This window comes from Gammaproteobacteria bacterium, assembly GCA_013151035.1.
In the GTDB taxonomy this organism is placed as follows: domain Bacteria; phylum Pseudomonadota; class Gammaproteobacteria; order JAADJB01; family JAADJB01; genus JAADJB01.
The window spans coordinates 20,351-43,821 of the sequence record JAADJB010000026.1 but is presented as its reverse complement, the minus strand read 5'-3'; the positions used below and the strand labels follow the sequence as shown (position 1 = coordinate 43,821).

26 protein-coding genes and 1 tRNA gene are annotated in these 23,471 nt (G+C 47.6%); 4 read left to right on the top strand and 23 right to left on the bottom strand.

Going from position 1 to position 23,471, the window contains the following annotated elements; genetic code table 11:
* Positions 1-86 precede the first annotated feature (86 nt).
* Together GXP22_06710 and GXP22_06705 are read right to left on the bottom strand one after the other, a co-directional pair.
* Positions 87-917, bottom strand: coding sequence for a methyltransferase domain-containing protein (locus GXP22_06710; GenBank protein ID NOX09164.1), 831 nt, complete (start codon positions 915-917; stop codon positions 87-89).
* Positions 917-2,866 carry a c-type cytochrome gene (locus GXP22_06705; GenBank protein ID NOX09163.1) on the bottom strand — a complete coding sequence of 650 codons (1,950 nt, stop codon included), beginning with the start codon at positions 2,864-2,866 and terminating at the stop codon, positions 917-919. Before GXP22_06705 ends, GXP22_06710 begins: the two co-directional genes overlap by 1 nt.
* A 143-nt stretch (positions 2,867-3,009) precedes the next feature.
* On the opposite strand from GXP22_06705, the gene GXP22_06700 reads away from it, so the two are divergent.
* Both GXP22_06700 and GXP22_06695 read left to right on the top strand, forming a co-directional pair.
* On the top strand, positions 3,010-3,663 hold the full coding sequence (locus GXP22_06700) for a PilZ domain-containing protein (protein NOX09162.1): 654 nt from the start codon (positions 3,010-3,012) through the stop codon (positions 3,661-3,663).
* 8 nt (positions 3,664-3,671) lie between these two features.
* Complete coding sequence (locus tag GXP22_06695) at positions 3,672-4,160, top strand: hypothetical protein (protein ID NOX09161.1); 489 nt, start codon at positions 3,672-3,674, stop codon at positions 4,158-4,160.
* Here GXP22_06695 and radA read toward each other — a convergent pair.
* From radA to rnr, 10 genes are all read right to left on the bottom strand, one after another.
* On the bottom strand, positions 4,142-5,515 hold the full coding sequence (radA, locus tag GXP22_06690; protein NOX09160.1) for a DNA repair protein RadA: 1,374 nt from the start codon (positions 5,513-5,515) through the stop codon (positions 4,142-4,144). The genes GXP22_06695 and radA overlap by 19 nt on opposite strands.
* Entirely contained in the window at positions 5,499-5,666 is a 168-nt protein-coding gene (locus GXP22_06685) for a hypothetical protein (protein NOX09159.1), read from the bottom strand. The genes radA and GXP22_06685 overlap by 17 nt, the downstream gene beginning before the upstream one ends.
* A complete protein-coding gene (gene alr / locus GXP22_06680; GenBank protein NOX09158.1) occupies positions 5,663-6,769 on the bottom strand; it encodes an alanine racemase in 1,107 nt (368 codons plus the stop codon). The genes GXP22_06685 and alr overlap by 4 nt, the downstream gene beginning before the upstream one ends.
* Positions 6,766-8,139 carry a replicative DNA helicase gene (dnaB, locus tag GXP22_06675; protein NOX09157.1) on the bottom strand — a complete coding sequence of 458 codons (1,374 nt, stop codon included), beginning with the start codon at positions 8,137-8,139 and terminating at the stop codon, positions 6,766-6,768. Before dnaB ends, alr begins: the two co-directional genes overlap by 4 nt.
* Positions 8,140-8,268: 129 nt before the next feature.
* Entirely contained in the window at positions 8,269-8,721 is a 453-nt protein-coding gene (gene rplI / locus GXP22_06670) for a 50S ribosomal protein L9 (protein ID NOX09156.1), read from the bottom strand.
* Positions 8,722-8,766: 45 nt separating this feature from the next.
* Complete coding sequence (locus GXP22_06665; GenBank protein NOX09155.1) at positions 8,767-9,663, bottom strand: DUF2232 domain-containing protein; 897 nt, start codon at positions 9,661-9,663, stop codon at positions 8,767-8,769.
* A gap of 68 nt (positions 9,664-9,731) precedes the next feature.
* Positions 9,732-9,956 carry a 30S ribosomal protein S18 gene (gene rpsR, locus GXP22_06660; GenBank protein NOX09154.1) on the bottom strand — a complete coding sequence of 75 codons (225 nt, stop codon included), beginning with the start codon at positions 9,954-9,956 and terminating at the stop codon, positions 9,732-9,734.
* A 37-nt stretch (positions 9,957-9,993) separates the two neighbouring features.
* Entirely contained in the window at positions 9,994-10,455 is a 462-nt protein-coding gene (gene rpsF / locus GXP22_06655; GenBank protein ID NOX09153.1) for a 30S ribosomal protein S6, read from the bottom strand.
* Positions 10,456-10,603: 148 nt separating this feature from the next.
* Entirely contained in the window at positions 10,604-11,347 is a 744-nt protein-coding gene (gene rlmB / locus GXP22_06650) for a 23S rRNA (guanosine(2251)-2'-O)-methyltransferase RlmB (protein NOX09152.1), read from the bottom strand.
* A gap of 6 nt (positions 11,348-11,353) precedes the next feature.
* Positions 11,354-13,849 (bottom strand): ribonuclease R, encoded by a 2,496-nt coding sequence (rnr, locus tag GXP22_06645; protein NOX09151.1) that lies wholly within the window; start codon positions 13,847-13,849, stop codon positions 11,354-11,356.
* A 108-nt stretch (positions 13,850-13,957) separates the two neighbouring features.
* On the opposite strand from rnr, the gene GXP22_06640 reads away from it, so the two are divergent.
* Positions 13,958-14,044, top strand: a tRNA-Leu gene (locus GXP22_06640).
* A 38-nt stretch (positions 14,045-14,082) separates the two neighbouring features.
* Here GXP22_06640 and GXP22_06635 read toward each other — a convergent pair.
* The 11 genes from GXP22_06635 to GXP22_06585 form a co-directional block, all read right to left on the bottom strand.
* Entirely contained in the window at positions 14,083-14,289 is a 207-nt protein-coding gene (locus GXP22_06635) for a hypothetical protein (GenBank protein ID NOX09150.1), read from the bottom strand.
* Positions 14,277-15,494 (bottom strand): organoarsenical effux MFS transporter ArsJ, encoded by a 1,218-nt coding sequence (gene arsJ / locus GXP22_06630; GenBank protein NOX09149.1) that lies wholly within the window; start codon positions 15,492-15,494, stop codon positions 14,277-14,279. The genes GXP22_06635 and arsJ overlap by 13 nt, the downstream gene beginning before the upstream one ends.
* Entirely contained in the window at positions 15,495-16,496 is a 1,002-nt protein-coding gene (locus GXP22_06625) for an ArsJ-associated glyceraldehyde-3-phosphate dehydrogenase (protein NOX09148.1), read from the bottom strand. It abuts the gene before it with no gap.
* 235 nt (positions 16,497-16,731) lie between these two features.
* A complete protein-coding gene (locus tag GXP22_06620; GenBank protein NOX09147.1) occupies positions 16,732-17,070 on the bottom strand; it encodes a metalloregulator ArsR/SmtB family transcription factor in 339 nt (112 codons plus the stop codon).
* 62 nt (positions 17,071-17,132) lie between these two features.
* The gene (locus GXP22_06615) at positions 17,133-18,356 is read right to left on the bottom strand and encodes a diguanylate cyclase (protein NOX09146.1); all 1,224 of its coding nucleotides are present in this window, start codon (positions 18,354-18,356) and stop codon (positions 17,133-17,135) included.
* On the bottom strand, positions 18,356-18,817 hold the full coding sequence (locus GXP22_06610) for a hypothetical protein (protein NOX09145.1): 462 nt from the start codon (positions 18,815-18,817) through the stop codon (positions 18,356-18,358). Before GXP22_06610 ends, GXP22_06615 begins: the two co-directional genes overlap by 1 nt.
* Entirely contained in the window at positions 18,814-19,908 is a 1,095-nt protein-coding gene (locus tag GXP22_06605; protein ID NOX09144.1) for a hypothetical protein, read from the bottom strand. The genes GXP22_06610 and GXP22_06605 overlap by 4 nt, the downstream gene beginning before the upstream one ends.
* Positions 19,909-20,065: 157 nt before the next feature.
* Positions 20,066-20,413, bottom strand: a complete 348-nt coding sequence (locus GXP22_06600) for a cytochrome c (GenBank protein NOX09143.1) — start codon at positions 20,411-20,413, stop codon at positions 20,066-20,068.
* 71 nt (positions 20,414-20,484) lie between these two features.
* The gene (locus GXP22_06595; protein ID NOX09142.1) at positions 20,485-20,766 is read right to left on the bottom strand and encodes a cytochrome c; all 282 of its coding nucleotides are present in this window, start codon (positions 20,764-20,766) and stop codon (positions 20,485-20,487) included.
* Between the two features lie 13 nt (positions 20,767-20,779).
* Entirely contained in the window at positions 20,780-22,003 is a 1,224-nt protein-coding gene (locus GXP22_06590) for a hypothetical protein (protein ID NOX09141.1), read from the bottom strand.
* 154 nt (positions 22,004-22,157) lie between these two features.
* On the bottom strand, positions 22,158-22,499 hold the full coding sequence (locus tag GXP22_06585; GenBank protein ID NOX09140.1) for a hypothetical protein: 342 nt from the start codon (positions 22,497-22,499) through the stop codon (positions 22,158-22,160).
* Between the two features lie 174 nt (positions 22,500-22,673).
* Between GXP22_06585 and GXP22_06580 the strand changes: the two genes are divergently transcribed.
* Entirely contained in the window at positions 22,674-23,468 is a 795-nt protein-coding gene (locus GXP22_06580; GenBank protein ID NOX09139.1) for a transporter substrate-binding domain-containing protein, read from the top strand.
* The last annotated feature ends 3 nt before the right edge of the window (positions 23,469-23,471 follow it).

Here is a 23,471-nt window from a genome sequence, read left to right as displayed (position 1 = left end):
CGTTTCTTTATGTTGATGGTATGTTGAACTTCCATCATGGCGCATTACGACGCCGTATTAAAGGGGGAGGAGACCATCTCATCACCCTACCTCACTGCGCTAACGAAATGAACGGGGACATCCAGCCATAGGCCTTTCTCTGTCATCAGGGGCTCCAACTCAGCCAGATGATCGACTTTTAACTGTTCCAGTTGTTGTTCAGTGAGTTGCTCCAGATAACGACGAAATCCGGTATTCCAGATCACATCCCACCATTCATCAACCTTCATCAGATGATAACCACATTGCTCCTGATGCACCTCAATCTGACTCCAACCGGCTTGCTGTAATAACTTTTCACATTGCTCTGCCGTTGCCAGCCTATCCCAGGTATAGGTTCCGTTCTCACCGGCGAGCTTAACACCCAGGGCTTCAAAGCGTGCCGATAACAAAGCCCCCATCGGTTGAAACGCCCCTTTAACAAAGCAACTCAAGACAAGACGACCCTGAGAACAAGTTACTCGCCGCCATTCTTCCAATGCTGCCTGCATATCCTCAATAAAAAACAGGCCGAATGAACAATAAACCGCATCAAAATAATTATCCCGAAATTCCAGCTTCGAGGCATCCATCTCATGCAAATCAACATTCTGCAACGCCAACCTACGCATATTATGGTAGGCGACATCCAGCATACCGGGAGAAAAATCAATACCAATTACGCGTCCATTACCCCGCCCCATATTCTGCGCTAGCGACAATGCCAGGGCACCGGTGCCGGTTGCAATATCCAACACCTTACTATCTCTTCCCGGCGGGAAACGATAGGCCATGCGATCGGCACAAAAGGGAAAGAAACGCGTTGCCGCACCATCATAAACCGAAGACAAACGATCAAATAAGGCAGCAACATCTTTCTGATAAGGTGATAACTTCATTATGATTTCGCTATAACACGTTGATACAACACCCAGGCAAGGGCACTAAACACTAGAATACCCTGGGTCAATAAACCCTCCTGACTGGGATATACGCCGAGCAGATCAATACGTGGAAAATCAACCATAGTCAGGGAGAATATTCCAGCCTCCTGCATCGCAGCAATACCCTTACCGGAAAAGATCACTGCCAGTACAAACAATAAAACAGCATTCACATTAAAGAATAGACGCAGTGGTAAGCGCGCACTAAATTTGAAGATCAACCACGCCACAAACACTAAAATAACCGCACCCACCGACATCCCGGCAAGTAAGCTACTCTGACTCTCCTCACCACTCTGTAACCACAAGGTTTGATAAAACAATACCGTCTCAAACACCTCACGATAAACAGCCAGAAAAGAAATAAAGGCAATGCCCCACAAAGTCCCCTGACCCAGGACACTATTCACCTTCTCATGAATAAATAATTGCCACTTGCGTGAATGAGCCAGACTATGCAACCAATAACCCACATAAAGCAGCATCACTGCCGCCACTAATGCGGCTATGCCTTCCGTCAGTTCACGACTGGCACCGCTAATCGACACTACATGCGAAGCAACATACCAGGTGACACCACCCGCGAGTAATGCAATCACCCAACCCGCATGGAGATAACGCAACCCATCCCTACGTTCAGTCTTGACCAGAAAGGCTGCAATCGCCGCCAGTACCAGAATAGCCTCAACACCTTCACGCAACAAAATGAGCATGGCACTGAAAAAAATCATAGCAGGTGACAAAGAAGTACTACTCATACGATTGGATGCCTGGTGCAACAGATCTTCCAACATATCTACCTGTGCGACCACTTGGGCAGTATCTACCTGCTTCTTAATCAATGAACGATAAATTGCCATTTCACGTTCAATCTTTAATGCCAGCTCACTATCAATCAGCCGTAGACCATTCTCGGCTAATTCAAATCCCTCCAGATAAGCCGATATTGCATATTGCTGCGCCTGTTCGACATCACCGGCAAGATAACGATCCCGACTCACCTTTAGCTCACGAATACTAAACAACAGGGTATCCTGCTCTGATGGCTGCGCACGATTCATGGATTCGGGATTGGCACGAAGATAGGCAAACAGGGCAACGCCTTCCTCACCATAATGTTCTCTCACCTCATCCGTCGAGGTATTCGTCACACTGGAAATATCGGGAAATAATGGATCACCCGTTTGTTGCTGCCAGAGCAGTCGACCCTGTTGACGCTGCATATCATTATCTGCAAAACCACTCACATAAAAGGCCAGCATCCAACGTTGTTCATCACTATAATTACTAAAACTCCTCATCGCCGTGCCATTAACGCCCAGACTAATACTATTATAAATAGCGTAAAGGCTACGTGCGCCCTGCCATGTTGCATCACTAAAATTGGTTGGCGTGGGAGTATAACGAGAGGCAACAATACCGTTACCTTTGCCGCTATCACCATGACAGGCCGCACAGTTTTCCATATACAGTGCCTTAACCCCCGATAATAGCGGGATAATCTGTGGCGCAATGGATACATCATAGGTCTCGATCAGACCCAGACTAATTTCCTTACACAGATCAGCCACCCGCTGTGGCGCCGCCTTGGCATCAATCAATCGAACCAGTTCTGTAATCTTCTGCTCCAGCACCCTTTTGCCCGGTCGATTGGGCAGCTGACGAATCTTTTGTAACAAATTACCGGAAAATTCCTGCTGTTCAGCATATTCATCCCAATTCAATACCATGCCATCGGCTACTGCACGACGGTAATCACCGGCAACATAGTTCAATAGATGCATAATCATCTGTTGATCCTGTGCCGCCATATCGGCATCATCACTCGCCATAACAAGAGGTGAGCATAACGACAGGTAAACAGTCAGCAGAACTTGTAAAACAAAATACCTCAGAAACTTCATAGTTAATGATCCAGAATAACGCAAATGAGAATGATTATTAATTAGGTGTATTGTATAGAACCCTTTTCCCTATAGCAAGTAACGACTAATAAAGGCTATACTCTGAAACAGCCTATATTAATCATTCTTGATCAGGAGCAAAGATGAGCGATACCAACACAACCTCTCACGCTAGTTTACAAGTAATCATTGGCCCTCATACCGGACGCCATATCGAACTCACTCAACACCGAACTCAACTAGCGCACCCCGGTACGCACAACGTCACCATCAGTTGTGAAGACGAAGGTTACTATCTGTCTTATACCGGCACCGGTTATACCCCGGTCATTAACAATCAGGATGTTGATAGCGAAGGTCAGCTACTCGCCAATAATGACCTGATTAATATCGGTGCTATCCAGTTAAAATTTATTCTACACGATACCCAGAGTTCTCAGGATCAACAGCGCCAGTTTAGTCGCATCCCCTTCTCTGCCGTCGTCAATCTAAGTAGTGGTCGATCAACAACAGAGTGCAAACTCATTGACATATCTCTGCGTGGGGCATTGATTGAGCGCCCGGATGAACTCTCAAGCTGTGAGGATGATCATTATTTGTTAACCCTGAGTCTCAGTGAATCTGAAAAGATATCAATGGTTACCCGGGTGACTCGCATTAATGATAATGTGATCGGACTGGTGTGTAAGGATATCGACCTCGATAGCATCACCAACCTGCGCCGACTCATTGAACTTAATCTCGGTGATCATGAAATGCTCGAACGCGAACTGGGTGAATTAGGCGAACTAAATTAATCACCCGGATGGACAAGTTTTTTATCCTGGGTCTGCCAAGAAGCCGGACTTACTGGTTAAGTCAGTTTCTGGGGTGCATGCATGAAGGCCTGTACTATTATCCTGATTACCGTTTATTCATGGAGTCAGAGCACATTGGTGACAGTACAACATGCTACACCGGGATAAAAGATTACATCACCAACTACAAAAAAGTCATTATTCACCGCAAAGAGGAAGAGGTTATAGCATCCCTCACTCATGTCTTTGGTGAAAATGACTATAGCTTTATTGAGAACGATGCCCTCATCCTCAAAGAAGAGCAAGGCCTGCACGTTATGTTTAACGACATTAACGAGAGACTTCCTGAGATATGGCGATTTTGCAGGAATGAGAGTTATGATATTGACAGGTCAAATGAGCTGATAAGAAAAAGACTCGAGAATAAATTTATGATTAGTGAGACCATGAGGATTATCCACGCCAATCAGGGGTCACCTCAAGACTCCGCTAAATAATCAATCACCTCAGACAAACGATTAGCGGCAAGGATCTCCATTCCCTTCAATTGCCCACCACGCGGAGCATTGGCCGCTGGAATAATGGCCTTTTTGAAACCATGCTTCAACGCCTCCTTCAGACGTTCCTGACCATTAGGTACCGGACGAATTTCACCTGCCAAACCCACCTCACCAAAAATAATCAGATCACGCGGTAGCGGACGATCACGAAAACTGGAGAGAATTGCTAGAATAACAACCAGGTCAGCCGCCGTCTCACTCACCTTAACACCGCCCACCACATTAACAAACACATCCTGATCCACCATTGGGATACCCCCATGTCGATGTAATACTGCCAGCAACATGGAAAGACGATTCTGCTCCAGCCCCAAAGTGACACGCCGCGGCTGCCCCAGATGACTTTCATCCACCAGTGCCTGCACCTCGATCAATAATGGCCGCGTGCCCTCACGCGTTACCATAATCCCGCTGCCTGCCACCGTATCCTGATGCCGCGACAGAAACAGGGCAGAGGGATTATTAACCTCCTTCAAGCCCTTGTCAGTCATGGCAAACACACCCAGTTCATTGACTGCACCAAAACGATTTTTGATCGCCCGAACCAGACGATAACGGCCACCCGGATCACCCTCAAAATACAGCACCGTATCCACCATGTGTTCCAGCACCCTGGGGCCTGCCAGCGTACCCTCCTTGGTCACATGACCAATCAGGAATAACGCCGTACCCGACTGTTTGGCATAGCGCACCAACTGAGCCGCACATTCCTTGACCTGTGCCACCGAACCCGGTACCGATTGTAGCTGCATCGAAAACAGGGTCTGGATCGAATCCAACACCATCACCTGTGGGCGCTCACGCTGCGCCACATCCAGAATACGTTCAACCCGAGTCTCCGCCAGCAGATGAATACCGTCCGCATCAAGCCCCATGCGTTGCGCACTCAGAGACACCTGCTCAGGCGATTCCTCACCACTCACATACAAGGTCTTCAAACGCCCCCCCAGACCCGCCATCGCCTGCAATAACAATGTCGACTTACCAATACCAGGGTCACCCCCCAACAGGATCACAGAGCCCGCCACCAGACCACCGCCCAGCACCCGATCCAGCTCATCCATCCCCATTGAGATACGAATATCCTTACCCGCGACAACCTTGGATAACAACACCACCCGGCCATCACTCTTGCCCGCATAACCCGCCAGACGCGTCGATACCGGAGCCCCCTCAGCCACCGTCTCCTCCAGCGTATTCCAGCCCCCACAATCCGTACATTGCCCCGCCCACTTGGGTGAACTTACCCCACAGGCACTACAGATATAGACTGATTTATTCTTTGCCGACATCAACACACCCATCCAATACTGTAACCCACTGAAATAACACAAGAGATAGGGATGGCTCCTTTCTATCAGAGACCCTTGCCCGCATGGACGCGGGCGTGGAGCCTACATGGATGTATTCACGGCGCGTCTCTGATAGAAAGGGGTCATTCATATCTCGGATTCACATCTCGATTTCATATCTCCACCCACATACTCAACCGCTACCCGCCCCGCCAACCCACAAACCAGCTCATAGGGGATCGTCATTGCACAGGCCGCTATCTCTTCAACCGGCAGACCCTTACCCCAAAGCGTCACCTCAGCCCCCACCGTCACCGACAGACCACGTAGATCCACTGCAATCATATCCATTGATACCCGACCCAGCAATTGTGTCCGTTGCTGATCCACCAATATCGGTGTACCGGTCGGCGCATGGCGTGGATAACCATCGCCATAACCAATCGCCGCAATTCCTACCGTCATATCCTGCGGACACTCCCAGTCACCGCCATAACCCACACGGTCTCCCCGTTTGAATTGATGCACGGCAATCAACTGGGTAGTCAGGTGCATAACCGGTCGCAAGCCATCATCCACCGCACAGCCATCCAGTAAAGGTGATATCCCGTACAACATTAAACCTGGACGCACCCAGTCATAATGTAAATCTGGCCATGCCATAATGGCTGCTGAATTGGCCAATGAGGCCTCACCTCCGATCTCATTAAGTACAGTTTGAAAGGTGCTACCTTGCTGTTGAGTATAACCAGAGCCCCGGTCATCGGCACAGGCGAGGTGTGAAAACAAACGAATACTGGAAATGACATCCATTGCGCTCAGTTGCTGATGAATCTCTGCTGCCTGCTGTGGAGAAAAACCCAGCCGATGCATACCCGTATCGATCTTTAACCATATAGCAATAGATCCGCTAGCGGAAAACGCTGTCAAGACAGCAAGCTGTTCTGCATTATGAATCACTGGCTCCAGCCCCAGAGCAATCACCTCAGTTAATTCATCCGCAGAAAAGAACCCCTCCAGCAGGACAATCGGCATGACTATACCCGCATCACGCAACTGCCTCGCTTCTTCCACACAAGCGACTGCCAGGGCATCAACATCAGTAAGGGCATGGGCTATCGCTAACAGGCCATGACCATAGGCATTGGCCTTAATAACAGCAATAATTTGACTATCAGGGGCGAGACGGCGAACTTGCGCCAGATTACTGCGCAGTGCAGCCAGATCCATACGAGCACGTACAGGACGGCTCAATAGGATTCACCATAATCACCAAAGGCGGCATTTTCAAAGCGAGTATATTTACCCAGGAAGGTCAGTTTACAGGTACCAATAGGGCCATTTCGTTGCTTACCAATAATGATCTCAGCCGTCCCCTTGTCAGGACTATCCTCGTTATAAACCTCATCACGATAGATAAAGACGATTAAATCGGCATCCTGCTCAATAGCACCAGACTCACGCAGATCAGACATCACCGGACGTTTGTTCGGGCGTTGCTCCAGACTACGATTGAGCTGTGACAAGGCGACCACTGGCACCTCCAGTTCCTTTGCCAGCGCCTTCAACGAACGGGAGATTTCGGAGATCTCGGTGGCACGATTCTCTTTGGAACCATGCACCTGCATCAATTGCAGGTAATCAATAATAATTAGCCCAAGATCACCGTGTGTACGCTTCAGGCGACGCGCACGAGCACGAATCTCGGTGGGAGAAAGTGCCGGAGTATCATCAATAAACAAGGGGGCTTTATTCAGCAAACTGGTGGCCGATGACAGACGCGGCCAGTCATCATCTTCCAGCTTACCGGTACGAATCTTGTGCTGATCAATGCGTCCCAGTGATGACATCATACGCATGGCCAACTGATCACCCGGCATTTCCATACTAAATATAGCCGTTGGAACATTGTTCTTGATCGCTGCATTCTCAGCAATATTCATGGCAAAGGTGGTCTTTCCCATGGAGGGACGACCGGCAACAATCACCAGATCAGCCGATTGCAGACCGGCGGTTTTGTCATCAAAATCAGTAAAACCGGTAGACACACCGGTGATGGGATCATCGAGATGAAATAATTCCTCGATACGATCCACGGCCTTCTTTAGCAGATCATTAATACCAACGAAACCGGCCTGTCCACGACTACCCTGCTCCTTGATCTTGAATACATCTTTTTCGGCGCGATCCAGTAATTCCGATACGGAACAGCCCTCGGGGAAGAAGCCACTCTCGGTAATCTCGCCACCGACCCGGATCAACTGTCTTAATACCGACTGTTCACGCACCAGATCCGCATAATGCTTAATATTAGCCGCACTGGGTGTGCTCTTGGCTAACAAGGCAAGGGCAGCTAAACCACCGATCTCATCAAGTTGTTGATGTTTTTCCAGTTCGCCGGAGAGGGTGACAACATCACAGGCCATAGACTGCGATGCCAGTACGGCAATGGCGTTAAAAATTAAACGATGATCTTTACGATAAAAATCATCTTCGCTGATACGATCAGCAATCCGGTCCCAGGCCTCATTATCCAGCAACAGACCACCCAGGACGGCCTGTTCGGCTGCGATGTTATGCGGGGGCACCTTCAAAGTGTCCGCATGAGTAACACCCAGATCCATCGATTGAAAACTCTCCGACACCAGATAACCCCATATAAGCCCGACAAATTCTGTTGGGTTACTACGCTACGCTAACCCAACCTACACAGAAAAACCAACCCATACGGAAAACAACCCGACAAATCCAGCTTATTCTTCTGCTTCAATGACCAGCTTGATGGTTACATCAACATCAGTATGCAGATGTACGACCACATCATACTCACCCAAGGCACGGAAGGCACCATCCGATAGGCGCACCTCAGTACGAGCAAGTTCTACACCCACAGTGGTTATGGCAGCAGCAATATCGGAGGTTCCAATGGAACCAAACAACTTACCTTCATCACCCGCCTTGGCAGTAATGGTGATACCCGCCAATTCAGTAATCGTAGCAGCACGCTTCTCAGCCGCTTGCAGCAGTTCAGCAGCAGCCTTCTCCAGCTCTGCACGACGCGCCTCAAAATGAGCAATATTTGCAGTCGTGGCAGGCATAGCCTTACCCTGGGGCAATAAATAATTGCGTCCAAAACCAGCCTTCACATTAACCTGATCACCCAGGCCACCCAAATTTTCAATCTTTTCCAGAAGTATTACTTCCATTGTTCACATCCTCAACATCATATTTTCTAAAATTAGTATTACACATCAAGCACTGGCTGATGGAACCCGTTCACGGTAATCTATCCATGCGTCCGTTAGTGCCAACAACATAACCAGCATCGTAAACTGCATTGGCAGAATAAACGACAACACATAGACACCCACTAACCAGCCTCGTCGCAATTTCATTTTTGCAATCAGCGCATGAATAATCGACAGACCCAACAACAAATAAGGCACTACCATAATAATCAATGCCTGATCGACCAGATGAGTCCACGATTCATCAAGCCAGGCGGCAGCTGCAAACAAGGCAAATACCAACCAGGAACTCCACTGATTCAACCTCAGCTGATAAAACTCCTGCTGGAAGCCACCCGGATTATACAATCTCGACTGCCACCATCGACCTAATAACACGCACAATAACAGACCACCTTGCCACGCCGTCAACATCAGCCCCATCATATACAGACTAATCTGTTTTAGCAGAGCAGGATCACCAAATTGTCCCTGTTCCCACAAAGGCAACAGACGTTGCTCCCACCAGGCCGCCGGGTTATCCATCAGGGCATAACTCACCAGCAACCCGGCCAATGCAATCAGGCTTGTCACCAGTACCGTTAGCCCCAACGAGACCGAGGCACGCAATACCCTGGCCAGGATATAGACCGGTATCCATAAGGATAACCCGGTCATTAATATTGCAACAACCTGACCAAACAACAGATAACCCACCAGTGCCAACAACGCACTTGCACCCAGGATTACTGTTAGCGCCTCGGCACCATGACGCAGGGTCACCAGTACCACGATGGCACCACCGATATAACTAAATGGTGAACTGAGAGGCAAAAACAACAATGCGATTACCGCACTCAATGCCACCATCAAGGTCGCCCGCCAGCGACCACTCATAATTAATACGAGTAAATTCTGCATCCAGCACCCACCACCTCAGGTGATGGATAACCCCGGATGTCCGTTTGGACACACGAGGTTATACGTTATCAATGGGCATCGCAATAAGGCAACAGAGACAGAAAACGTGCGCGCTTGATGGCGGTGGTTAACTGACGCTGATAACGCGCACTGGTTCCGGTAATACGGCTGGGCACAATCTTGCCAGTCTCGGAAACATAGTTCTTTAGAGTTGCGATATCCTTGTAATCAATCTCTTTTACACCATCAGCGGTGAAACGGCAAAAACGTCTACGACGAAAAAAACGGGACATAATCTTATTCCTATATTCTTATAAAATGTATACTGCGTTACTCAGCATCAGCCTGAACGGCATCGTCAGCCTGAACGGCATCGTCAGCCTGAACGGCATCATCAGCTGTGGCGACAACCTCATCACTCTGTTCTTTAGTATCTGAAGCAGCATCGGTAGAACGATCACTATGCTCTTTCTCTTCCTTACGGGAAAGAATCGAGGCATCAGTAACCGCTTCTTTGCGACTAATAATAAGATTACGCAATACAGCATCATTGAAACGGAAATTACTCTCCAGTTCCCGCAATGTATCCACACCACATTCAATGTTCATCAGCACATAGTGTGCCTTGTGAATCTTCTGGATAGGGTAAGCCAACTGACGACGGCCCCAATCCTCCAGACGATGGATTGCACCACCACCTGCCTCAATATTAGAACGATAGCGTTCCAGCATACCCGGAACCTGATCACTCTGATCTGGATGAACCAGAAATATAATTTCATAATGTCTCATAGAATCTCCCTATGGATTTGTTTTTAAAGCTTCCCGTGACAAGCGATGAAGCAAGGAGTTAAAGGTAAGACCCATTAAGATCAATACCCAGTAAAAGGTCGGCTATTTTATGCTATTTAGTACCCATTAGGCAAATTCTTTTAATCATTCAAGGCAAACGCTGACGGTTCGCTTCAAATAACAACACCCCGGCAGCCACCGAGACATTGAGACTCTCCACTGCTGTAGTCATTGGTATATGCATCAAAACATCGCAATGTTCACGGGTAAGTCGTCGTAACCCCTTACCCTCTCCGCCCATAACAATAGCTATCGAACCTTTCAAATCAACCTGATAGACCGATTTATCCGCTTCTCCAGCAGCACCGTAGAGCCAGATACCACGCTCTTGCAACTGACGCAGAGTTCGCGCCAGATTACTCACCAGATACAATGGCACCACCTCAGCGGCACCACTCGCTACCTTGCGCACCACCGAGGTCAAGCCAACCGCTCTGTCTTTAGGAATAATCACCGCATGCACCCCGGCAGCTGCTGCACTACGCAGACAGGCACCCAGATTATGCGGGTCTTGCACACCATCCAGTATTAATAGAAAAGGAGGTTCATCAAGGGTCTCCAACAATCCCTCTAGTCCCTGCTCAGTCGCGGGTTCTGGTAATAACACCTCAGCCACGACACCTTGATGCCGACGACCATCGACCAGATCATCCAATGCCCGGCGCGACTGAACCTGCACCTGAACATCCTGCTCTCGCAACTGCTCAAGTAATTGATTCAGACGTTTATCACGACGACCATCCTGTAACCAGATCCGGCACACAGCATGGGCATTATTCTCCAACAGACTCTGCACGGCATGCAGACCGTAGATCAATTCCTTATTTGCCATGGTAATTTACTCTGCTGCGGCCTTCGGCTTCCGGTGCCTTCTTCTACGTTTCTTTTTAACCGTTGTCGCCTGATTACCTGATGATTCCGATTCATTGGTATCAGTCTTAGCGACATTACCATTAGCCGGATTATCCTCTGCCTGCCTTGATTTGGGTTTTCTTCTACGTGGCTTACGCTTCTTACCCTTCTTCTCAGACGAAGCTTCATCCACCTGTTCCGGTTTGCCACCCGAGCGTCTACGTCCTTTATCCTTTTTATTACCAGGGCGTTTACCTTTACGCGCACCACCGGCTGCACCCGGCTCCTGATCACTCGGCTCAAAGTCAATTTTACGATCATCCAGATTCACTCGTACTACACGCACTTCAACGCGATCACCAAGGCGATAAACCTTACCACTGCGTTCACCACTCAGACGATGGCCGACTGGATCAAAGTGATAGAAGTCATTACGCAGGGCGGTAATATGCACCAGACCCTCAACATAGATATTTTGTAGTTCGACAAAGATTCCAAACGAGGTCACGCTGGTGATAATACCTTCGTAAACCTCACCCACCTTGTCGCTCATATACTCACACTTGAGCCAGTCATCCACATCACGCGTCGCCTCATCGGCACGACGTTCAGTCATTGATATATGTTCACCGGTAGACAACATCATCGCCGTACCCGGCTTGAAGTCCTCCTTCTTACCACCACGCAGGACATGACGGATACCACGATGCACCAATAGATCAGCATAACGACGAATGGGCGAGGTAAAGTGTAGATACTGATCCTGCGACAGACCAAAATGCCCGACATTATCCGGGTGATATTTGGCCCGATTCATCGAACGCAGCAGAACCGTTTGAATCAAGTGGTAATCCGGCCGATCCTTAATACTCGACAGGATCGTTGCATAATCCTTGCCTCCCGGTTTATCACCGCCACCTAGACCCAGGCCCAACTCACTCAGAAATTCACGCAGATCAATCAACTTCTCCAGTTTGGGTTGTTCATGGACACGATAAAGCGTCGGAATTTTGTGACGTTCAAGGAAACGTGCTGCGGCTACATTTGCCAGGATCATGCACTCTTCAATCAGCTTATGGGCATCATTACGGTGTACCGGAACAATACTGTCGATCTTGCGATCATCACAAAACACAATGCGCGTCTCGGTGGTATCAAAATCAATCGCACCGCGTTCACCCCGACTCTCATGCAGGGCCTTATACAGGCGATAAAGCTCCTCCAGATGTGGTAACAGGTCAGCATGTTGCTCACGCAAGGCGGTATCACCATCAACCAACATCGCTGCTACCGCATCATAGGTCAGACGTGCATGTGAACGCATCACACCTTCTTTAAAGCTGGATCGAGTCATCTTGCCAGCCTTGTTGACATACATCTCACAGACCATGCACAGACGATCAACATCGGGGTTCAGCGAACACAGACCATTCGACAACGCCTCTGGAAACATCGGTATCACACGTTCAGGAAAATAAACCGAATTACCCCGGGTATACGCCTCTTTATCCAGCGCGGTATCCGTTGCGACATAATGAGATACATCGGCAATAGCCACCAGCAAACGCCAGCCCTTGGGGGTTTTTTCACAAAAAACCGCATCATCAAAGTCACGTGAATCGGCGCCATCAATGGTAACCAGCGGGGTATCACGCAGGTCCAGACGACCCTGTTTAGCATCCTCCGGCACCTCAGCACTAAAGCACGCCATTTCATCATCAACTGCCGCCGACCAGCTACCCGGCAACTCATGCCGCAGGATAGCAATATCAATCTCCATCCCCGGTGCCATGTGCTCACCCAGGATACGATCCACCTTTGCTACCGGACGATTACGTTTACCCGGTTGCTCGATAATCTCGACACTAACGATATGACCATGTTCGGCATCGCCCTGAAAATCCTTCGGCACCACAATATCATGGATAATGCGCTTGTTATCCGGGATAACAAAACCGACACCACCCTCCACATTGAACCGCCCCACCACATGATGGGTATTACGCTCAATTACCTCAACAATCGCACCCTCACGCCGACCACGCCGATCCACTCCAACCACATGCGCCACCACCCGATCTTCCGGGAATACCCCACGCATCTGCCGTGGTGACAGGAATAAATCATCGCCACCCTCATCCGGCACCAGAAAGCCAAAGCCATCGGCATGACCGAGTACACGACCACTGATCAGATCCATCTTATCCAGCAAGGCATATTCATTGCGCCGATTACGAATCACCTGAGCATCCCGCTCCATCGCATTCAGACGGCGGCGCAGCCCTTCCAGGGTGTCCTCGCTAGTAAGTTGCAGCATCTCGGCAATCTTCTCACGCCGCAGCGGAACACCCGCCTCATCCAACAACTCCATAATAAACTCACGGCTGGCTATCGGTTGCTCATACTGGGATGCCTCACGCTCGGCATGGGGGTCTTGTTTACGTCCTTTTTCAGCACGTACTTTCGAATTTTTTTTCTTCATTCACCAAATCACTAATATTGAACCCATTCAAACGATGATGGATTGACAAGTGCTCAAACTGCTAGTACAGTTCGCAACCTGATATTCTACATGAAATTCATATCCTTTGCCGAGGTGGTGAAATTGGTAGACACGCTAGCTTCAGGTGCTAGTGAGCTTTGGCTCGTGGAGGTTCAAGTCCTCTCCTCGGCACCATTTTAAAAAGCCATCAAAAACCACGAAACGCACCGTATTCAATGCACACGAATCCTTGCTTGCAAAGACTGTCGAACAAACGGCATTGACGCACTCTCTTTCGACTCGACAAGTTGCCGAATCTGACTAGCTACATCATCAACCTTATTCAAGCTGAGTGCCGCATCCAGCGCCCGGTCATAGGCCTCGACACCATAGCGCCGATAATGCCACAATGGTGTGAATATAGCGCTTATTCCCGCCAACCCCAGTCCACTCCGACATCTTTCCAACCCAACGACAACAAACCCGCTACCAGTACAAACCCTGCTGACCACCACAGACACCCCACCAGTCCCTGGCTCTGGTAGATCCAACCCGATAGCACGGTACCTGTTAGCCGTCCACCGGCGTTCGCCATATAGTAAAAGCCGACATTCATTGACACCTTGTCGCGCTCGGACCAGGCGATAATCAGATAGGAATGGACAGCAGAATTAATAGCGAACACCATCCCGAAGACAAACAATCCTACAATAATCACCCGATTCGGTTCCATACCCTGTTGCAGAGCCCATGCGATGGCAACGGGGATCAACATCAAACTAAACAGCCCAATCCTTACTGTACCTGCATCAGGATGACGACCACGCAATATCATCGGCGCACAGGACTGAACAATGCCGTAGACGATCACCCACAATGCCAGAAATGCACCCACCTCGCTAAAATGCCAGCCCAATACTGAAGAGAGAAACACGGGCAAGCCCACTACGAACCAAATATCCCGCGCACCGAACAGAAAAAAACGTGCTGCCGAGAGTCTGTTAATAGCAGCTGTATTGGAAAATAGCCGGGTAAATCTTACTCGGGTTTTAGTTTTACCCAGACCTTGGGGTAACAATAGGACAGTGATAGTCAACACCAGCAACAAACCACCTGCCAGTATCAACAAGGCATTGCGGAATCCGACAAACTCAAGCAGGGTTGCACCGAGAAAAAATCCCACACCCTTTAGTGTGTTTTTAGAACCCGTCAAACGCGCCACCCACTTGAACAGGCGTGAATCATCCTCCCCTTCACACGAGTGGGGCAGCAACATTTTTACACCTGCCTTGGCAGACATCTTGTTCAGGTCTTTGGCGATGCCGGAGAGTGCCTGCGCCAACATGACATAGGTCACACTGAGCCATGCCTCTGGCACAGCCAACATCACCAACGCGGCCACCTGTAAGCCCATGCCAATGTGCATGGTGAGATTAAGCCCGATACGCGCTCCCAACCAACCGCCCAGCAGATTAGTAACGATGCCGAAGAACTCGTAAAAGATAAACAACATCGCCACCTCAAGCGGCGAATAACCCAACTGATAAAAATAGAGCACCACCAGCATGCGAATCGCCCCGTCAGTAAGGGTAAAGGCCCAGTAGCCACCGGTAATCGTCAGGTAATTGCGCAACCCCTGTTCCATTTACAGGCTCCGGGCAACCTTGGCTGCCAACTCCATCATACGATTCACATAACCCCATTCATTGTCATACCAGGCGTAGATCTTTACCTGAGTCTCATTAATGACCATGGTAGAGAGCGCATCGATGATGGATGAACGTGGGTCATTGAGGTAATCAACCGAGACCAGTGGACGCTCCTCGTAGCCAAGGATACCTTTTAGCTCACCCTCCGCTGCCACGCTAAAATAAGCATTGATCTCTTCTGCCGTTACCGGACGCAATGCCTCAAAGACAAAATCGGTGAGTGAGGCATTAAGCAGTGGTACCCGCACTGCATGACCATTAAGTTTGCCTTTCAATTCAGGAAATATCGTGCTAATCGCCTTGGCCGATCCGGTGGAGGTAGGAATCAGTGAATTGCCACAAGCACGCGCGCGACGCAGATCATTGTGACCCTTATCAACAATGGTCTGCGTGTTGGTAATATCATGAATAGTGGTCATGCAGCCATGCTTGATACCGACCTTCTCCTGCATCACCTTTACCACTGGGGCTAGACAGTTAGTGGTGCAGGAAGCGGCACTCAGTAGATGATGATGTTCAGGATCGTACTGATCGTCATTAATGCCGTAAACAATATTGAGCGCACCCTCGGTGGGCGCGGCAACGATCACCTTTTTCACACCCTGATCAAAATAGGCCTTTAAGATCTCTGGCCTTTTATGATGTTTACCCGTCGCCTCGATCACGATATCACAGCCCGACCAATCGCTATCGCCAATGGCTGTATTTGAAGAATAAGCCAGAGTCTTATCATCAATCAGTACATCACCATTCTCTGCTGCGGTATCGTAAGGCCAGGTGCCGTGTACTGAATCAAATTTGAGTAGATGCGCCGAACCGGTTGCATCCGTGGCAATCTCATTGATCTGCACAATTTCAAAATCGGTTTTATCCCAGGCGGCACGCAAGCCAAGCCGACCCATGCGCCCAAAACCGTTAATACCTACCTTCATTGTCATTTTCACTAATCTCCTACCTAATAATAAACCCGTATAACCGTATAAACAAATATATAAAAGCTAACCACCACCCCGTTAACTCAAGAGACAGGAATTGCTCTCCTCTAACAGAGACCGTTGCCCGCATGGACGCGGGCATCGAGCCTACAGGGATGTATTCACGGCGTGTCTCTGTTAGAGGAGAGCAATTCCTGTCTCGACCTTACCGGGACAGCGGTGATAAAAGCTAAAAAAATCACCCGCATAGATTCTGCCGCGCTGTCGCCTTCAACCTGGCTACATCAGCCTGCATCTCTACGTTATCCTCACCACACTGACGAATATGCTCAAACAAAGGCTGGCAACAATCACCCACGATACGATAATAAATCCACACACCCTCACGCCGGGTCGCAACCAAACCGTTATTGCGTAGATAGGCCAGATGACGCGACACCACACTCTGGGACAGCTCCAGCGTATCCACCAGATCACAAACACACAGCTCGCCTTGTTTCAGCAACAGATAGATAATCCGTAAACGAACCGGTTCGGAAAGGGTTTTAAATAATATAGCGAGGGATTCCGTATTCATGGGCTTATTATATTTGCCTAGCCAAATATGTCAACTCTCTCACCACACTTCAGCGCAAAAAATTAATCACTGCCATCAACATCCACCGCCGGATCATACATGACGGCACCACTACCTTGAGCCCGCTTACTGATATACATAGCAGTATCAGCACAATGCAGCACGGTCTCAAAGTTATCACCATGTTCCGGATACAGGGCAATACCAATACTGGCCCCTATCTGTAATTTATTATCATTAACCATAAAATGCTGCTGTAAACGATCCGAGACCAGTTGCGCTGTTTGTTTGGCACTTTCACTGCCCGTTGCAGGCAGGATAATGGCGAATTCATCCCCACCCAGACGGGCGACGGTATCGGATTGTCGAATACAATCCAGCATGCGTGTTGCTGTCTGTTTAAGTATCTCATCACCTGTCAGATGACCAAGGGTATCATTGATCTCCTTGAAACGATCCAGATCAACCAGCAACAATGCGATATTCTGTTTTTGATCCATGTTATCTGAGAACACTTCATTAACCCGATCACGCAATAACAAACGATTGGGTAGCCCGGTCAAGCTGTCATGTGTCGCCAGGTGCTCCATTCTTTTGTTTTGCTCCACTAGTTTATGGCGCATAAATTCCAGTGTCTCCGCCAATTGCTGTATATCGAAGACATTGGTTTTCACATTCAATGCCTGCTCATAATGCCCCTGGGATATATATCTGGATGCCTTATGTAATTGCTGGATGGGTCGCGTCACCTTTTTACTCACCAGCAGGGTCAGTATCAATGCAACAAGAATATAGGCAATAGCCAGATATAAACCACTCTGGTAGGCCTGTGCAATCAATTCGTGGGTCGGGGTCTCGTCATAGCCCAGATGAAGTTCCCCCATGCTATCCCCTGCATTATCATAGCGCGGGATGGTGATGTTATAGACCGTATCATCATGCGCCCCGAAGAAGAAATCCTCATCCATTGAGGAAGAGGCCCGCCTGTCACCCCAGACATTAATTATATTACCCTGCTCATCAACAATCTCGGCATACAGCAAACGACCACCGATCACGGCATCCTGCAAAATACTCTCCTGAAAATGCAGAGTCTCCTGATCTTGTGATTGACTCAGTGATGCCAGAATAAAGGCATCATTACGCACCTGATTGATAAAATGATTCTGATAATTAACCTGCACCAGGTAGAGCACACCACCAAATAATATCGGCGCCATGAGCAGGTGAAGCAGAAATTCTGACAAGGCAAAGTGGGCAGTCAATGTCGATAAATATTGCCGCATCAGTGCACCCTTCCCTTAAAGGTCTGTATTATCCTGAGCGCATTATCCTCATTAACATCCTTAAACCAGATGACACTGATTGATGCCGGTTCATGTTTAAGTGCCTGAATCAAGCTATTGTGATCGGTATAGATCGGAGGTCTTGAACGGCCCGTACGAAAGGCCAGCGACAATAATTGACGATCATAATGCCGTTCCGACATATACATCACCTTTTGCAAAAAAGTTTCCTTCAATAAGTCATCACTATAATTACGCAAAGGAATTAAAGTCGTTCCATCAACAATGATGGGGAAGCCTAAAAATAGCTTACGCAACTCATTGGGCGGAAATCGTTTTATAGCCAAATCACTGTTCGTTACCAACACCAAGGTATGCGCGGGTATATCAGAGGCGAGCACAACAGGCTGTGGCAATAAGATAGCCAACAGACAAACCATACTCATTAACCATTGCCTCATGGAAACACCGCCGTCCAGCTCAGGATTGCATTGCTTACACTACCCCCAATTTCATGCTCTCTGGAGACCTCCAGTTTTATCGCCTGTCTGGAGGTAATATCCCAGCGCACCCCGGCAGCATGACGCTTACCAGCAAAACCTGTCATCAATTTAAGATAAGGGTCACTCTCTTTTTCAGAGGTATTTTCTAAACGAGAAAATAATATCCATTCATCACTGGCACGATAATCCACTTGTATATAAGCACTACTGAAATCACCACGCGTAGTATTGGCAATCGCACTGACCTTATCATTGAATAAAAACAATGCACCATTAAGAGTAAACCGGGCAACATCCCAACGTGCAAAGACACCCATTGCCGAGATCACGGCCTTATCAAAGGCAACATCATCAATCGGAACAACAGTATGGGTAGCAAAGGCACCGAGTTGATTATCACTCAACATATCCGGCCGATAACCCACCCGTGCGGTAACGCTGTATTTGTGATTACCCTTATTGGGGTTAAAGACATTGACCGGGTGCAGGGTCAGCCCGCTGGCACCATGTCGATTAGTAGAAGGGCGTAACTGAGGTCCGGTACCGATAGCAAAAGTATAGTTTAAGTCACCATCACCAAGCTGTTGACGCATCTCAACCAGCAACCCGACAATATGACTAGGAAGCAAACCACCATCATGATCCAGCATTTCAATCTCTGGACGACTAATCGATGGCTGTAAATAATTGGCATGATAATACTGGGTATTCCAGTAACTGACCGGGTTATGGGCACGACCAAGCCAGAGGGTACTGTCAGGGGATAACTGATAACCGATCTTCAAACGTTCAAAATCGGCCTTGATCTCACCCGACCCTGATTTTGATACAAACAGCTCACCCAGAAACTTTATTTTTCTGTATTGAACCGAGGCAAAGAGATCAACATTGGCTACTGTGCTGGCATGGTCAAAACTGTTCCCTTCCATTTGTTCGAGACGGATTTCAGGGAATATAAACAGTTCTCCCGCAGCACGTACAGGGTATGAAAACAGACTTATCACACTAATGAATGATAGATAACCAAGGGTGGATAATGAACCCTTCATCCATTGATAAATCCAAGCATATATAGAATGTAAACGCATTCTCTAAAGAGTAATGGCGCATCTGATAAAAGTCTATAGTTTATTGAGGCAACTCTATGCTACTACTGGTTCTAATGACAGCTTGCTTGAGAAACATCCCTGTTCTCGATAAAATCATTTAACCGCCAAAGGTTGTACGAATATATTTCAATACATCCTCAAGATCATGACGGGTCAAGCTACTATTACCACCTTTAGGTGGCATTGCCATAAATGATCCAGGACTCTGGAAACCATGCTCCATATGATCCAGCAAAATGGTATCCTCTTGTGATAAACGACCATGCTTATCGGTAAAATCAGGTGTACCCGGCAAGGCACCCTTACCATCCGCACCATGACATGCTACACAGGTCTGGCTATAGATATCTGCACCATCTGCGCTAACATTAGCGGTCAGAGCAAGCCCTGATACCAATACAGATGAAATCAGCAGTCCTTTTACAGGATTAAATGTCTTATTCATAATATTCTCTTTCTGGTTAGTTTTATGGGTTGATACCCCTTGTATATCAAGGGGTATCAACTGGGTTAAGATTAATTACTTTGTTGCAGGAAGGTCAAGATATCGCGTGTCTCCTGACCGGTGAGTCCACCACGTACACGCATGTGAAACATAGTAGTCAACCACTGATCATCCCGTAACTCCTTGGGATCACGCAGATTATGACAACGGGTACAATTATCAGCCCATGCCTTGGCACCAGCGATAAAATCACCCTTTTCAGGAAAATCAACCGCATGCAACAAGGTTGAGGACATAGCCAGACTCGATACAGCCAAACCAATTAACGCACTTTTTTTAATATTCAATTTCATGATTGATTACTCCTTAGAATCCATAAGCCAGTTGAACTAACAGGCGATTATCAGTATTGAAACCAGCATTCGGGTTCTTATTTAATTCATAGTTAACCTTGGCAACAAAGTTACTGGCAAACAGGTAATTAACACCCACCGCTACCTGTTTGCGATCAGCTGCAGGATGCGGGCTATTAAAGTCACCATAACGCGCAACCACCTCATACTTGGTAGCAGGGATCTTATAGGCGGCTTGGGTATACCAGGTTGTCCATTTGGCTGATGCCAGGGTATTAGCACCCATGGTAGCGGCACCTAACTTAGATTGAACATATTCAAATCGCACATCCACAGCCTTGTTGCGCCATGAGACATCAACACCCGCCACATCATAATTAGTGGATGTGACACTACTTAACAGAGTGGATGTATTACCTGTATAAGCACCAATGTTTTCAAAGCTGGTAACATCAGCCTTACCCGTCAATAGTGACACACCAATTTCCAGGGCAGGTATTGGCAAGAGACCAAAACGACCACCAAAGACCTTATTGCCATCGGCATCTACACCAAAACCTTCAGCATCAATACCGTCATATTCAACATCATCAACCAGCGCATTATTAATTGCATTCGGTGTCAACTCAGCCTTGATCTCCGGACCATTACCGGTATAGACCGAATAATTGGCCTTCATCTCACCGATATGAAACCCACCGCGTAATTGAAGTCCGGTATCGGATACTGGTGCGGCACCATCATGACCAAAGCCAGGGGCTGCCGATGCCATCTTGTTAATCCATGAGGGATGGATATTCTGACGGAAGGTACCAATCGGGCTTAGGAACTTACCCGCTACCAGGGTGACATAATCATTCAGAAATACATCCAGGGTCAGGTATTCCAGTGCGGTCGCAGTACTACCATCGGCCATGGTCTTAAATTCCAGCTCCGATTCCAGCATCACAATATCACGGTACTGATAATGAAAGATCGGTGCTAGTCTGCCTGAATTGAAGCTACCATCATCATTCGCAGCCCCGCTGTTGGAATAACCGACATCAGCATAACCTGCCATATGAACGAGTGTATTCGGTACCTTCCACTCATCTCTACCTGCAATCTGCTTTTTAAGCTGATCCATTTCTTGTCTCAGAACCTCAAGATCAGTAGCCGCAAAACTGTTAATGGGCAAAAGCGCAGACACTGTTAATGCTAGTAGCGTCTTACGATATAGTTTTTTTGTCTTAAACATGTCATATCTCCATTGTTACTTGTATTGTTTATTTATTAAAATCCAGAATAAGCAGGTGAGCAATCTTATATCTATCACGGCTATTAATAAGCCTACTTTTTCAATGGTAATTTTTCGATTAAAGAACCAAATTGAAGCACTCACCTGTTCAAATTTATATTATTGGTGGTCTCAATAGACGAGTAGAGATATATTCTATATGTCTATCCGGGTAGTAAGGCACAAAACGGCTAATAAACAGATCATCCAATACGACAGGCTTATTTTGCACGATGCTCGGGATATCAATAACACAGCAACACTGACTCGCATCATCGCCTTGACACAGGCCCTTTATCGCCATTTCATCCCTGTCATAGGAATGATCCAGAGCAAGCGCTGGGTGTTGCAAATCATGCGCCTTGTAGTGATCATCCACTGAAGCGCCCGCTACAGGTATTGATACCAGTATCATCGCCAGCGTGTAATGGATAATAAGTTTGCCGATTGCTAACATGGCGGTATTATGTCGTCCTCTTCTATAAATTGAAAGTTCTGGCGCACTTTATATATTAGAAAATACTTATGGATATTGATATGGATCAATTGTTGTTAACAAGAGGGCAATAATAGTATTATCAAATGACCTGAAACAGGTAATCACAAGCCATTATCATTAAGGTAGGCAAGGATGATCAATAGTAAAACAAATTTCGTTTCATTTTATTCAGTGTTAAATATCCTGCTATTAACCTTTAGTATTCTTCCAATTAGCCCTGCTTTTTCTCAACCCACTATCGTTCTCAATACCGCCTTTGCCTCACCCATCAGTAATTCTTCACAAACAGGTTTTGCCGACAAGGTATTAACCGAAGCATTCCATCGTATCGGATATCAACTGGAGACCGTTCAATTACCAGCAGAAAGAGCGCTCATCAACGCCAACCGAGGGATTGATGATGGAGATTTGTTACGCGTTGCCGGTCTACAGAGTAAATATCCAAACCTGATACAGGTACCCGAAAAAATAATAGATATGGATATGGTGTTATTTACCAAAAACCAGCCCTCTTTTTATGTCGATAGCTGGCAGAGTATAAAATCCCATTCCATTGCCATTATCTCCGGCTGGAAGATTATGGAAACCAATTTTGGTCAGCTGGGTGATCAGATAGAGATTATTAAAACCGATAATATTGAGCAATCATTGAATTTACTGATGAAGGATCGGGTCGATTTTATCGCCTATTCACGCTGGTCGGGCTTGGCTTATCTAAAAGAACAGGGTATCAACGGCATAACCTTACTATCACCGCCCCTGGTTAGCCCTGCCCTTTATACTTACCTACACATAAAACACAAAAAAATCGTACCTGAACTCGCCGCAGCAATCAGACAAATGAAGTATGATGGCAGCATACACGCGATCTATGAACGTATTCTAAAACCGTTGGAACAAACTGCGGCTAAAAAAACAGAGAACTAAGTC